This is a genomic window from Litoribrevibacter euphylliae, from assembly GCF_042646085.1.
In the GTDB taxonomy this organism is placed as follows: Bacteria; Pseudomonadota; Gammaproteobacteria; order Pseudomonadales; family Litoribrevibacteraceae; genus Litoribrevibacter; species Litoribrevibacter euphylliae.
The window spans coordinates 86134-100410 of record NZ_JBHRSZ010000004.1 but is presented as its reverse complement, the minus strand read 5'-3'; the positions used below and the strand labels follow the sequence as shown (position 1 = coordinate 100410).

The following is a 14277-nucleotide window of genomic DNA, read 5'->3' as shown; positions in this document are numbered from 1 at the left end:
CAGTACAGAAAAAGAGGGGCGTGGCCACCTTCGCAGGTGACCACAACTCAAGAGACCAGACGTGTTGATTCCAGTCATCTTGGTTCCAGAAGTTTTGAGTTAGCGCTTAGTGAGAGACCTCACCTTCAGGCTTTGGTGGCGCACTCTTACCTTGCGTGTCTAGTACCTTCGCCAACAAGGCACCAACGGTGCTGCTTTTCGACGCTAAACCATCAACGGCTTTACCGAGAGACAATGACTTCGCAAAGGTATCGAAGAAGTGCTCTTCACCACCCACGATGTCGATCTTCGCTTTCTGCAATGCAGTTGAAAGCACTTCTGCGTTTTCTTTCGCAATGTCTTTACCAGCTTCAATAGACGCCATAGCTTCTTTGAAGGCCGTTTCCAAGCTCATACGGAACTCTTCGTGTTCGCGTGCTTGATCGCTCATCTGACCCATAGCTTCGAACTTGTCGACCAGACCTTCGGCCTCTGCTTTGAAGTGCTCGCGAGTAACAGCGGCTTCCGCCAAGCCAACTTCTTTACGGGCTTTCGCTTCGGCATCGCCTTTCGCACCGATAACTTCTGCATCCGCCAAGCCAGTTTCGCGCAATGCTTTCGCATCCGATTCGCCTTTCGCTGCAATCACTTGAGCATCCGCCAAACCTTTCTCACGAACGGCTTTCGCTTCAGATTCACCTTGTGCCGCAATCACATTTGCTTGTGCAAGACCTTCTTTCTCAAGTGCATCCGCTTTCGCTTCCTGCACTTTCGCTTCCGCTAGACCGCTTGCCGCTTGTTCAGCTTGCTGACCTTCAGCCATCTTCTTCTTAGCGTCAGCTTCTTTCGCAGCTGCTTCAAGGTTTGCCTGAGCCATAGTGGTGACTTCAACCGCTTTGAACTTAGCCGCTTGTTCTTCCGCTTCCGCCGCCTTCACTTGCTTCACTTTCTCTTCTTCAGCATCCGCTTCGGCAGTCAGTACTTGAACTTGCTTCGCACGATCTGCTTCAGAAACTTCACGAACTTCTTTAATGCGCTCTTCTTCAATTGCTACTGTTTTATCAACAGCCACACGCTCACGAATCACGTTCGCAATTTCTTTTTTCTCAACTTCAACCGCTTTTTCAGCTTCAATCTTCTGAAGTTCTACTTCACGCTCACGAGAAACGATCTCTAGATCTTTCGCACGCGTTACTTTTTCAACTTCAATCACAACGGCACGCTGGCGATTCTGCTCGGCCACTTCGATTTCACGCTTCTGGTTCTCAGTCTGAACAGCCAACTCCTGATCCACTCGAATCTTGGTTTCTTCTGCTTTCTGACGTTCTTCTTCCTGAACCTTCAACGTTTCCGCTTCTTCACGCGCACGAATGGTGGCAACTTCACGCTCTTGCTTCGCTTCTGCATCCGCTTGCTGACGTTCTAATTCCAGCATCGCTTCACGGGTTTCAACGTTTTTCTTCTTAATCGCCAAAGCTTCATTTTGCTCTAGGTCATTGGTGATAACGTTTTGATCCGCTGTTAACTGGGTAATCTTCTTGATACCTTCAGCATCCAGAATGTTATTTGGATCAAGCGCGTTTTTAGGCGTTTGCTCAAGGTAATCAATGGCAACGTCTTCCAGCACATAACCATTCAAATCATCACCGATGACTTCGATGATCTTCTCGCGGAATTGAAGACGGTTTTCGAACAACTGAACGAACTCAATCTGCTTACCTACGGTTTTCAGCGCTTCTGAGAACTTAGCTGCAAACAGGTCATATACTGCGTCTTTATCAGAGGCTCGATCTGCACCGATCGATTTAGCAACGCGAAGTACGTCTTCCTGGGTTTCATTCACGCGAAGGTAAAAGGCAACGGTGATGTCTGCACGCATGTTATCCGCGCAGATCAAACCGTCTTTAGCACGGCGATCTACTTCCAAAGTAATCAATGAAATTTTCATCAATTCTTTTTTGTAGATAATTGGAAGGACAATACCACCGGTAAATTTAACCTTTGGCACTGAACCCAAACCGTTAATAATAAGCGCTGTACCTTGAGCGACCTTGACATAAAACGCCTTTACAGCCATCAAGAAGCCAAAAATAAAAACCAAAACAGCAATTACAATTGCTGTAAAGGGCGCTAATACTGATAAATCAGCCATAACAATTACTCCATTTGTTAATAAAACTTATAACTCTGTTGGTATTAGTTGAGCCTAAATCCATAAGAAAACCACAGAACTTTACGAGCAGCTCATTAGTTTTCTGCCTTAATTAAGAAACTCTTCCTCAGAAATAACGCGGTAGGCATGTTCGTTCTCCAAGTACTCGAAGAGAACCACCCTATCCCCCTTTTTAAACGTTTGATCTCCGGTTGATCTTGCCTTAAAAATAAGGCCGGCCCCACCGTCACTGAGAAATACCTCACCAAAGGAATTATCTACTCTCAAAGAACGTACTACCGCCGTTTGTCCTAAAATGTCTTTCACTGAGTCAGCATTAGCCTTTTTGAAAATGGGTCGTAATGGTTTGATCAGTTGCCCAGTGATAAGAGCCGACACATACAAACAACCAATAAGAACAGGTAAACCAGCCAAATACCTCAACAGTCCATCAGGTACATATCCGAAGAAGAAATGCACGATGAAATAGCATAAAAACCATCCAATCAAAGACATGATTGAAATAATAATGGTCAGAGGCACGCCATTTAAACCGAACTTAAATAACACGCCTCCTAGGGTAGTTGCAGATGGTACATCACCTTCTACATCAGGTAGATCCAGAAACTCTAAATCGACTACTCCCAGAATGGCGATTAACCAGTAACATAGAGATAGGACGAAAAAGAAGGTGAAAAATACCGTCGGGAAGGAGGCAATATTTTGATAGAACGGGTCCATCTTATCGCTCAGTAAGATCGCGAACATAACTACCTCCTTTTATGAACTTTGAACATGTAGAAAACGTTTGAAGGAAACAACGCCCTTCATTGCTGAAGCCATCAAACAGCAACTTCCTGTTGAATAGTTTTCAGCGCCTCCTTCATTTCAGAAGTCAGCTCTTCAGGCGTCAGTCTTGAAATAATATTACGAAGTACACGTCGTTCATTCTCATCAACTACACCGTCACGCATAGCGATTTCAAAGATTTTCATCAGCTCGCCCGCGTCCAGTTTGCCATCGTCAGCAAAGCAGTTGATGGACTGAAACGACATTTCTAAATAGTCACGATTTTCTTTCATATTTACCTTTCCTTAGGTTAATAATCGTCATTGATTAAAGAGTGATTCAACAGTGAATCCGGGCGACTGATTAAGACTTTTTCTTTAATCTCGCCAAGATATCATCAGCTTGTTTTGCACCAGGAGCTATTCCTGCCTGCTCTAATTTATCCTGTAGATTTTGACTCGAGGTCTCAACAGCCACTTCACTTGCAGCTTCCATTTTTGCAGACTCAAGCGCTTGTTTCTCTTTGATTCGCTCTAGCGAATCCATCGCAGTTCTCAACTTGGAGTTAGACCCTGCATGACGCTCCGCCACCGCTTTTTGAGCACGCTGTACACTGTCAGTCGCCTTAACTGTATCCACTTGCTGCTTCAAACGCTTAATGTTTGCTTCAGCTTGTTTTACCGCAGATTTCAACTTTTCAGCGCTTTGCGCATAACCATTAGCCGCTTCTTGTTCAGTTGCTAGTTGGTTTTCCAAATCCGCAATTTTCTCAGCCACTTCGTGAGCAAGCGTTTCATCGCCTTTCTCGAGTGCTTTCAAAGCATACCCTTCGTATTCTTCAACACTCAGCTTCAGCTTTGATACCTTTTCTTCCGCCAACTTCTGGCGAGCAATAATAGAAACCAGGCCTTCTTTTGACTTTCTTAACTCTTCAGACGCATCCCTAACTTCTTGATCCAAAATGCGTAACGCCTGACTATCAACAATCGCTTCACCGGCCTCATTTACCCCACCTCGAAGTGCGGTCATCATTTTTGCCCAGATATTCATAATGATCTACCTCTTTTTTAACTAATGCGTTAACTATTGATTAAGATGCTGCCTGAGAGGTTAGAAACTCCCCATAAGCCTCGGTTGCTTCAATCACATTTGTCGCCAACACCTCAATTTCAAAGATAATGTTATCCAACAAAGACGATGCACTGAGTGCTCCGAACATATGGTAGTAATCCTGCCCATCCGCCATTGAATCCAAACTAATGGTCGAGAGCGGGAAATACTTATGCGTTCTTAACACCGCATCATTAAAACCTGTGACGTCAGCCACTTCATCACTGCTCCACAAAACAGACTCAACAATAATCTGCTCGCCAGCCACCGTTAAAAACACCGGTAAATCACCAAACTCTTTCATAACAATATGAAGAGATGGTTCAACACCATCGATCAATTCAATACTCGCCGCACCCTCACTAAACAAGGGCTTTTTCAACAATGCCTCGTACAAAGAACCTGTTGTCCACATAGTCATGGACTCACTTGCATTACCCATTATTACGTCTCCTGTATTAATCCACGTAGAAACACTCGAATTGCGCAGCTGCTTTTCGATAGCAGACAAACGCTTCGCGTGCTCCGGACGAATCCAAACTTCCTTTTTAACCAACCCCTGCTCCCGCAGTCGTCGCCTGAATTCTCGTTGATAATGTGCTGATGATTTTTTGTTCATAAAGCCAACAATAATACTTACATGTAACACTGTCAAATAAATTTACATGTAACAAATAAAGCATCACATGTAATAAATCATACCTCAAGAAAGGATATGACCTGTAAGAGTATCAAGTCATGAAATTTAGACATGAAAACATAGCAGCAATGTGACGCAGTGGGCGGTTTTACGAAAAAGAAAAGTCAAAGGACTTTTTAGATACAAGAAGAATAATCTGATAATCAATTAAATTAATAATCAATCGTAGAAGCTTGCAAACAAGAAAGGGCCATTAAAGCAAAAAGATATAAAAACTGAATAAAGAGGAAGCTGTCGATAGCACCATAAGTCTGCATAGCCGATTTTTATAAAACAATAACTTAGAACTAATTTAACTCCATAAGTCTGCATAAACTTGCACCATAAGCCTGCATAAATCTCCATTTTTCCTGAGCAAAAGAAAAGGCATATAACTAATCGCTATATGCCTTTAAACTGCCTCTACGGCAGAAATCGTTTACCGATGTGGATGTTTACTTCCAGGCCTATTTTCAACTGCCTACTCGGCAGGTCACCAATCTCGAAATTAAAGAGGCTCGTTGTTTAAATTTCCAGCTGCCTATTCGGCAGATCACACCACATAGCGATATCCCCTTCGCCTACGGACATTTCCCGCTGCCTATTCGGCAGATCACATGATTTCAGCGTGTACGTCGGTGTCGGTGACATTTCCAGCTGCCTATTCGGCAGATCACTCTGACGCTTGGCGAGACTGTTCTGATGCTTGATTTCCAGCTGCCTATTCGGCAGATCACTTAGATGCTGAATGCTTTCGTTGTTTTCATAACAAAACATAGACACCCTCTTTAAGAAAAACACCGAGACTATCACTACAAAATCATCTAGCCCTTGCATCAAATCTCCGTTCAAAAGGCGATCACAAAAAGATCCTTCAAAACCACAGATTTCAGACACACCAAAACCTCAGCAATCGCTGATCACAGCCTATTTTTGGGGAATAGTAAATCAGGTCGTTCGCACTCTCTGATATCCAAGTAGCTGACCGGCTAATTTCATTTTCTCCGTACAACCCGCAAAGGTTTTGTAGAACTTTTCGAAGCCTTGAGAGAGCTTAATCCATTCCTGCTGATCCAGATTCAGACGATCCAAAATGGGCGGTAGCGAACTGGAAACTGCGCCTCTTTTATCTTCACGAATAATCCGCCCTGTCCAGTCAACCAAAGCGAGATAATCCGTTAATGGCACCGGAAGCCCTTTCTTCATATCGTTATTCGGGTAACCCGTAAAAGACAACAAGCCTTTCACTTGTTGCTCTGGCAGGTTGGGGTCGGCTGTTTTTACGGCTTTGGTATAGCGCTTTTTGATGGAGGTATGGTCGGAATGCTCCGGCGCTCGAGCCATGTTTGCTCGAACCGGGTTGAGATCGACATAGGCCATACAAGCCAATAGTGCTTTTTCATCAAGTAATGCTTGAGATTTAAAGCGCCCTTCCCAAAACCTTCCCGTGCACTGATCCTCCCGATTCGCTTCTCTGGCAACCGCCTCATTCAAAACTCGCATAAACCAGCTGATATCCTGCAAACGCTCACGCCATTGCGAAATCAACAAATCAAGGACAATCTTCTCACCTTCATTTAATTCCTTAAATTGCAAAAACTTTGCTGAAACTGGCAAACCGCGAAACAGCTTGTGCCAACGCTCTGCCACTTCATAATCTGACCAGTTTCTGGCTTGCTCTGCATCAACATAGAGAACCACATGATAATGGTTTGACATGATGGCATAAGCCGCAATATCAATAGCAAAGATGGATGGAAGCGAGAGTAGCTTGTTCTCTAGCCAACCCCGTCGATGCTCGTAACTATTGCCTGTTAGCTCATCCAGCCCGCATAGAAAAGCTCGTCGAACACAGCGTGAGACACAGTGATAGTAAGGCGTTGCATCTAATGAGATTTGAGCTTTACGTGGCTTGGGCATGAGATTGACCTTGGATAGTAAGAACCTAATAACTGTATATAAATACAGTTATAGATACTATCGGCCAATCTTCTTAGGGTGGGTGTCTATGTATTAGCTTCTCTTATTATTAGCTTCTCTTATTAGCTTCTCTGGCAACCACCTCATTCAAAACTCGCATAAACCAGCTGATATCCTGCAAACGCTCACGCCATTGCGAAATCAACAAATCAAGGACAATCTTCTCACCTTCATTTAATTCCTTAAATTGCAAAAACTTTGCTGAAACTGGCGAACCGCGAAACAGCTTGTGCCAACGCTCTGCCACTTCATAATCTGACCAGTTTCTGGCTTGCTCTGCATCAACATAGAGAACCACATGATAATGGTTTGACATGATGGCATAAGCCGCAATATCAATAGCAAAGATGGATGGAAGCGAGAGTAGCTTGCTCTCTAGCCAACCCCGTCGATGCTCGTAACTATTGCCTGTGAGTTGATCCAAGCCACACAGAAAAGCTCTCCGAACACAGCGTGAAACACAATGATAGTAAGGCATAGCATCAAGAGATATCTGAGCTTTGCGTGGTTTGGGCATGAGATTGACCTTGGATAGTAAGAACCTAATAACTGTATATAAATACAGACACAGATGCTATCGACCAATCTTCTTAGGGTGGGTGTCTATGTATTTCAATTAAAGAGCTTGGCTGATTTTTAAACAGCAATCTTAAAAATCAGCCTTGAAATATCATGCCGAAAGTCTTGCGGACATTCGGACGGGACAACATTCGGACGGGACACCTAAGGCAAACGAGCACCTCTTTCTCTTAGATATTCTTCTATATCATTATGTTTATACATTACCGCATAGCTCAAGGCAGTATTTGGAGGATCACCAAATACAACATTCATATTAGCTCCTTGTAGGACGAGATACTCTACCACCTCCAAATCTCCTTCAGCGCAAGCAGCAGAGAGAGGAGTACCACTTTCACCACCTCCAGTATTAATCTCTGCTCCATTTTCTACTAGGCATTTTACTGCTTCCAGAGCTCTTTCATTGACAGCCATTACTATAGGTGTCGAGTTGGTTTTGGCAGCCTTAGCATTTACATCTGCCCCTAACGACAACAAAGTCTCTATCATGTCAGTATCATTATTCTCAGCTGCATAATGTAACCAGGAATAATAAGTTGGTTGTTCATTCACTTTATCAGGATGCTGAATAAGCAATACTCTTACACCCTCACAATCGCCATCCTCCACTAACCCATATATCTGTTTATCAATTTCCGTAACCATTAGAATTCCAAGTTCCTCATCTCTTTACCTATACGCTTCAAAGCTTTTTCCACAGCTCTTTTACCACCGACCTCATCTGCAGTTTCAAGAATATCCGCTACTTTTTGAGCATTTGCCGTCGTATGTTGGCCTTTAACATTAGGAGCCCAAACCAAATTTTCCTTACCTGAATACCAGTTCAGCTCATGCTTCTCCATTACAGCCCTACTTCTTAACAAAGCAGCACGCATAGCAGGTCTATGGAAGAAGTTACCTTTGAATACTATATGATGGGCATGTGGAGAATCCATCTGTCCTGCTACAGGTTTGCTATAGCCTAGAACATCCTTTCCTAACTTTTCCAAATGCGCGCCAAATTGTTTAATCTCAGGAACATACTGTTTACCAACCCGAATAATCTTAGTATATGCAATCCTAGCTGCACCAGCTTGCTTTCCGTATTTTCCTGATATGCTATAAAGTTTCGATGCATAGGCATTAGCACTTCGGTAATCTTTAAAGGCTTTGACAGCTGACTTAGCATGATTTACCGTCAAGTTAGTTGTTTTTCGAGTAATAGAAGCAGCTGACTTCCCAACTTCAGCTATTCGGTTACCACCGGTTATAATCGCTCTTTCCGCTGTATTCGTCGCACTGATTACAAGCTTTGAATTAGCAATTGATTTACCAACCTGACCTAACCCCTGACTGATCTTCCCTGGGGCTGCTGCGCCACCGGCACCAAAGATACTGGTAGCTCCTGCAATAATATTCGCTTGGGAGGGTCTTTTTCCTGCAGCTGCACCACCAATCTCATTTACAACTGTATTTACTAGGTTGGAAGCAACTTCTTCCTTGTTCTGCGATATGTGATGAATCGTATCAAAGGCCTGATGCAGTTCTTCTGTGGCCCTATCTTGAACTCCTTCACCTAAATAACCTTCAGAACCTAAAATATTAAGACCAAAGTTAACGGTCTCTACAACCCCACCAACTAAGTAGTTTGCTCCAGCGGTAACACCAAAAAATGCAGTAGAGGCAAGGCCATCATCTTCATCTACCATATTTAAGAGCTTATCGCCGGTATCCATCAAATACTGTCCGGTTTCATCCAGCGCAGGAACATGCCCCGTCGGATCGACCCATACCGTCGGATTCCCATACGCATACAAATAACGATGCAAGCTCGGCGGCGTACCCGGCTGGCCCAAATAGCTGTCTTGAGTGATAAACCGCGCCATGTCCGGATCATAGAAACGGGCTTTCATGTAGATTAAGCCGGTTTCGTCGTCGTGTTCGTGGCCGGTAAAGACTTGTCGGTTGACCGACGCCCCTTCCTGGTGGGTGATTTCACCGTAAGGGTCGGTTCGGTAGGATTTGGCGACGTTGCCGTTGGCGTCACTTAAGTTAGCGGTGGTACCCAGTGTCGCGAAGTGGTAGTACTGGCTGTCGGTCGGTGTGGTGAGTGAGATCAACCGATCCGCATAGCGGTAATGCGCTACCAAACTGCCGGTGTTGTTTTGTACTTCTTCAAGGATGGACAGGCCATCGTAGATGTATTCGATATCACCCCGGTCGGAGCCCAAGTGACGGATACGCATGCCTGCGTAGTTGTAGTCGTAACGCCCCAGGCTGGTTTGAGCCGACGGCGGACCACGGGTGATTTTGACCAGTTGATTTCGGCTGTTGTAGCTGAAGTCGGTCTGTTCCGGCGTGGCCTGAATGTTGTCGAGCTTGGTCAGTGTGTTGCCGTTGTTGTCGTAGCTGTAGCTGATGGTCTTACCGCTGTCCTGATCGGTGACGTCAGTTAACCAGTTGGTTTCGTCATAGCGATAGCTGCGGTTGGAGGTAACCGTGCTGACGCCGCCGACGGTTTCGGTGATCACTTCGGTTTCACGGTCGTAGCTTGGGTAGAAGCGGTAAGCGGTTTCTACCGTGTTGCCGGTGTCGTTATCCACAATGATGTAGCTTGCCATGCGATCCAGGTCGTCATAGACGTAGCTCGTGGTTTGTTGTTTGCTGGCCGCAAAGCCATTCTGTATTTCAATTTGTTCGGTGCGGTTGCCGTTGTCATCGTAGTCGTAATCAAAACTGGAGATCAGACTTTGATCATCGGTTTGTTGGTTGACGATGGTGTCCACCCGTCCGACTTGGTCGTAGGTGTAGGCGACTTCCGTGCCGTTCGGGTAGACCACTTTGTCTTTCCAGTTGTTCGGGAAGTAGTGGTACGCGGTCACAGCACCATTGGCCACCGCCGTGCTTAGACGGTTGCGGCTGTCGTAGCTGTAGTTGGTAGTCCCCCCGTGAGAGGCCACTTGGGTACGGTTGCCGTTGTCGTCGTAGCGGTAGTTGACGGTATGGCCACGTTGCGTGGTTTTGATTAAAAAAAATAGACATCCACTTTAAGAAAAACACCTAGTCTATCACCACAAAACCATCTAACCCTTGCATCAAATCTCAGTTCAAAAGCCGATCACAAAAAGATCCTTCAAAATCACAGATTTCAGACACACCAAAACCTCAGCAATCGCTGATCACAGTCTATTTTTGGGGAATAGTAAATCAGGTCGTTCGCACTCTCTGATATCCAAGTAGCTGACCAGCTAATTTCATTTTCTCCGTACAGCCAGCAAAGGTTTTGTAGGATGTTTCGAAGCCTTGAGAGAGCTTAATCCATTCCTGTTGATCCAGATTCAAACGATCCAAAATGGGTGGTAGAAAACTGGAAACTGCGCCTCTTTTATCTTCACGAATAATCCGCCCAGTCCAATCCACCAGCGCCAGATAATCCGTTAATGGAACCGGAAGCCCTTTTTTTATATCGTTATTAGGGTGCCCAGTAAACGGCAACAAGCCTTTCACTTGATGTTCTGGCGGGTTGGGATTTGAGGCTTTTACAGCTTTGTTATAGCGTTTCTTAACGGAGGTATGGTCGGAATGCTCTGGCGTTCTTGCCATCTTAGCTCGCACTGGATTGAGATCCACGTACGCCAGACAAGCCAACAAGGCTTTTTCATCAAGCAAGGCTTGGGATTTAAACCGCCCTTCCCAGAACCTACCAGTACATCGGTCCTCCCGATTGGCTTCCCTAGCAATCGCCTCATTCAGAACCCGCATAAACCAACTGATATCCTGCAAGCGCTCACGCCATTTTGAAATTAAAAGATCTAGAGTAGTCTTTTCGCCGTCACTTAATTCCTTGTGTTGAAGGAACTTAGCTGAAACAGGCGAACCTCGAAACAACTTATGCCACCGCTCTACCACTTCATAATCGGTCCAGTTCCTGGCTTGTTCAGAGTCCACATACAACACCACATGATAATGATTGGACATGATGGCATACGCTGCAATGTCAATGGCGAAAATGGAAGGAAGGGAAAGTAACTTGTTCTCTAACCAGCCCCTTCTGTGTTCATAGCTCTTGCCTGTGAGTTGGTCCAAGCCACACAGAAAAGCTCTCCGAACACAGCGTGAAACACAATGATAGTAAGGCGTAGCATCAAGAGATATCTGAGCTTTGCGTGGTTTGGGCATGAGATTGGCCTTGGATAGTAAGAACACAACAACTGTATATAAAGACAGTTAAAGATACTATCGGCCAATCTTCTTAGGGTGGGTGTCTTTATTTATTTATTCCTAAGAATTTTAACAACGATTAAACCTCAGCAAGTGCCGATGGTTAATAAAGATATGGAATTTTATGGGGAAAAAGAGATGTGAGGAAGCAGAATGGAGGCGACCTCCACCAGCACACCCTCGGCACACAAGTCGGCCGCTGTGGCTGCTCCCTTCCGGGCCTGACCAGGTTCACGGCTTATTGTTGCGAGGGGACCAATGGAGGCCACCACAACGGTCGCGAATTATGGGGTAAGTGCCTGTGCAGGTCAAGGGCAAAGGCGACTTTTTCAATACTTGGCAATGATTTAACTATGAAGTTATAAGATGATCTCGAAGCTTGAACCAATAGGTACCGCCTCAAAAGGCATTATTTTCTCTTCTTTTGATAAAGCCGTCTTCAAATCCTCACGTGGCGCATCAATCTGTTCAGCCGTTAGCTGGAAGGTACTCCAATGAATCCCCATGGAGTAAGACGAACGAATGTCTTTGTGAATTTTTACAGACTCCTCAGGGTTTACATGCATATTTTTCATAAACCAGCGAGGTTCATACGCGCCAATCGGAATCATTGCAAAATCAAACGGGCCAACTTTACTTCCAATCTCTTTGAATTGAATGTCGTTGTAGCCAGTATCACCGCCAAACCAGCTATTGAAATCACCGATCTGGATTTGCCACGACCCCCACAGAGATTCATTGGTATCCCACGGTGTGCGCTTAGACCAATGCTGAGCAGGGGTCAGTCGTAACGTCACCTCTTTGGCCTGATACGCTTCCCACCAGTCCAGTTCAATGACGCTTTGAACACCTTGCTCAGTAAACCACTCTTTCAACCCTAGCGGCACTAACCATTGCGTTGATTCGCCCATAGCCTCAACGGTTAACCGATCCAAGTGATCGTAATGATTATGGGAGATAATGGCATAATCAATCTCAGGCAGATCCTCCAACGCTATTGCTGGTTTAAACGCTCGCAAAGGGCCAGCAAAGCTTACAGGAGATGCTCGATCAAAGAAGATAGGATCGGTCAGTACGCTAATATTCTTGTATTGAACAAGGACTGTAGAGTGACCGATCCAACTGATCCGCGGCTTATCATAAAAATTTTGAGTAACATCTTCTTTATTCAAGTCTACGGGTAAAACATGAATCTCCCGCCCTTCCCAATCAGACCAGTCAGAGGTGTACTTTGCCCAAAGAAACTTAAAAATCGATTTTTTGCTGTTCTCAAGGTAGAGATTTTGAAAGGTGCCATCTGGCAAGTGATGCGCAGGAAGATCCGAAGACGCTTCAACAGACTGATTCTGACAGGCGTAGATACTAAAAATGGCCAACCCTATAACAGAGCCAGCCACTATTTTATTTAAGAGTTGTCGAGTCATTCGACGGGGTTCCATTCGACAAAGTGCCATTCGATGTCAGCTCATATTAATTCAAGAATGACATGTAATCTTCAGCAACCAAATCAATCGCCATGACATGACGGTAACGATCAAAGTACAAAAGTTGCTTAATCAATAGACCAAACTGACGCGGGAATTGAATACCATGACGCTTGGCCATACGTACGAAATCCGTCATTAGCTTATTAATGTCGTTCTCAGTTTCGGTGATATCGAGGTAACTTACCGATTGCATACCATCAACACGCTTTATGAACTTTTCCAAGTCGTATGACAATTTCACTGTATCAACTTTTTGCTTGGTAATACCTACAACTACCATTGCATTTGCCATGGTTTCATAGTCACCGGCAATTAAAGCCTCACCAAAGTCATTCATTGCATCCCAAGTACCCGGTGTTAAACGACCTACAATACCAAAATCAATAAAACCAACACGACCATCTTCCAGCACCATTAGATTGCCAGCATGAACATCCGCATGGAAAATTTCACACTGATGAAGACTTGCGAACCAAGTATTCATCGCAATTCGTAACGTTAGCTCAGGGTTATCACTGTAGCGTTTGATAGCATCCAAATCCGTCATGGATACACCGTATAAACGCTCCATAGTAAGCACTCTACGACTGGTTGCCTGATGATATACCTTAGGCACAACAACAAGATGATTATCCGTGTTATCGAGAAACTTTTGGAAGGCTTCTATGTTTTGAGCTTCTTTAAGGAAGTCACATTCATCAATCATGGACTTTTGAATTTCATTCACAATTTCAGATAAAGAAGCCATCTCAAGATGCGGTGTAATCATCTCTAAAATCTTCATAGCCAAATGAATAAAGTTCAGGTCGGTATGAATCACATGCTCCACACCCGGTTTTTGAACCTTAATCACTACGTCTTCACCCGTCACCAATCGAGCTGCATGAACCTGAGCGATAGAAGCGGACGCTAAGGCTTTGGGATTAATCTCAGAGAAGACTTGATCTAAAGGTTGTCTCAGTTCTTTTTGCAAAACAGATTCGATGTAGGAATAAGGAAGAGGTTCGGTCTGATCAAGACAGGCTTGAAATTCCTCAACATATTCTTCAGGAAAGAGCGTCGGTGAGCTGGCAATGAACTGCCCTAATTTGATGTAGGTTGCCCCTAAATCTTCAAACGTTTCTCTTAATAACTTAGGGGTTGGAGGACGATCTCCACGAAGCCAGTCAAAACCATTTCTGGCAAGTACTGAAGTCGTTTGCGCGATTCTCCATGCGCCTTTGATTCCACTCAATAACATTGACAGCCCTCCCAGGCCAAACACATCAAAATTAGCAACAATATTCTATTCAAGAGATGACAATAAATCACCCAAAGTTGAC

Annotated in this window: 13 protein-coding genes and 1 other RNA gene; all 14 read right to left on the bottom strand. The window is 44.6% G+C overall.

Features of this window, described 5'->3' with window-relative positions:
• Window positions 1-106: 106 nt before the first annotated feature.
• On the bottom strand, window positions 107-2131 hold the full coding sequence (locus tag ACFOEK_RS07995) for a flotillin family protein (RefSeq protein ID WP_386718858.1): 2025 nt from the start codon (window positions 2129-2131) through the stop codon (window positions 107-109).
• Between the two features lie 108 nt (window positions 2132-2239).
• Window positions 2240-2899 carry a DUF1449 domain-containing protein gene (locus tag ACFOEK_RS07990; protein ID WP_386718855.1) on the bottom strand — a complete coding sequence of 220 codons (660 nt, stop codon included), beginning with the start codon at window positions 2897-2899 and terminating at the stop codon, window positions 2240-2242.
• Between the two features lie 74 nt (window positions 2900-2973).
• Window positions 2974-3213, bottom strand: a complete 240-nt coding sequence (locus ACFOEK_RS07985) for a hypothetical protein (RefSeq protein ID WP_386718852.1) — start codon at window positions 3211-3213, stop codon at window positions 2974-2976.
• Window positions 3214-3283: 70 nt separating this feature from the next.
• A complete protein-coding gene (locus tag ACFOEK_RS07980) occupies window positions 3284-3970 on the bottom strand; it encodes a PspA/IM30 family protein (RefSeq protein WP_386718849.1) in 687 nt (228 codons plus the stop codon).
• Between the two features lie 40 nt (window positions 3971-4010).
• A complete protein-coding gene (gene bacA, locus ACFOEK_RS07975; RefSeq protein ID WP_386718846.1) occupies window positions 4011-4649 on the bottom strand; it encodes a biofilm formation regulator BacA in 639 nt (212 codons plus the stop codon).
• Between the two features lie 585 nt (window positions 4650-5234).
• Entirely contained in the window at window positions 5235-5486 is a 252-nt protein-coding gene (locus tag ACFOEK_RS21240) for a hypothetical protein (protein WP_449280222.1), read from the bottom strand.
• A 171-nt stretch (window positions 5487-5657) separates the two neighbouring features.
• Entirely contained in the window at window positions 5658-6629 is a 972-nt protein-coding gene (locus ACFOEK_RS07970; protein WP_386718844.1) for a transposase, read from the bottom strand.
• 109 nt (window positions 6630-6738) lie between these two features.
• A complete protein-coding gene (locus ACFOEK_RS07965; RefSeq protein ID WP_386718841.1) occupies window positions 6739-7206 on the bottom strand; it encodes a hypothetical protein in 468 nt (155 codons plus the stop codon).
• 206 nt (window positions 7207-7412) lie between these two features.
• Complete coding sequence (locus ACFOEK_RS07960; protein ID WP_386718838.1) at window positions 7413-7913, bottom strand: ankyrin repeat domain-containing protein; 501 nt, start codon at window positions 7911-7913, stop codon at window positions 7413-7415.
• The gene (locus tag ACFOEK_RS07955; protein WP_386718835.1) at window positions 7913-10207 is read right to left on the bottom strand and encodes an RHS repeat-associated core domain-containing protein; all 2295 of its coding nucleotides are present in this window, start codon (window positions 10205-10207) and stop codon (window positions 7913-7915) included. Before ACFOEK_RS07955 ends, ACFOEK_RS07960 begins: the two co-directional genes overlap by 1 nt.
• Before the next feature lie 247 nt (window positions 10208-10454).
• The gene (locus ACFOEK_RS07950; RefSeq protein WP_386718832.1) at window positions 10455-11426 is read right to left on the bottom strand and encodes a transposase; all 972 of its coding nucleotides are present in this window, start codon (window positions 11424-11426) and stop codon (window positions 10455-10457) included.
• A 206-nt stretch (window positions 11427-11632) separates the two neighbouring features.
• Window positions 11633-11729: signal recognition particle sRNA small type (gene ffs, locus ACFOEK_RS07945), an RNA gene on the bottom strand.
• Between the two features lie 98 nt (window positions 11730-11827).
• Window positions 11828-12892, bottom strand: coding sequence for an MBL fold metallo-hydrolase (locus ACFOEK_RS07940; RefSeq protein WP_386718829.1), 1065 nt, complete (start codon window positions 12890-12892; stop codon window positions 11828-11830).
• Between the two features lie 46 nt (window positions 12893-12938).
• Complete coding sequence (locus tag ACFOEK_RS07935; protein WP_386718826.1) at window positions 12939-14195, bottom strand: ABC1 kinase family protein; 1257 nt, start codon at window positions 14193-14195, stop codon at window positions 12939-12941.
• Between the last annotated feature and the right edge of the window lie 82 nt (window positions 14196-14277).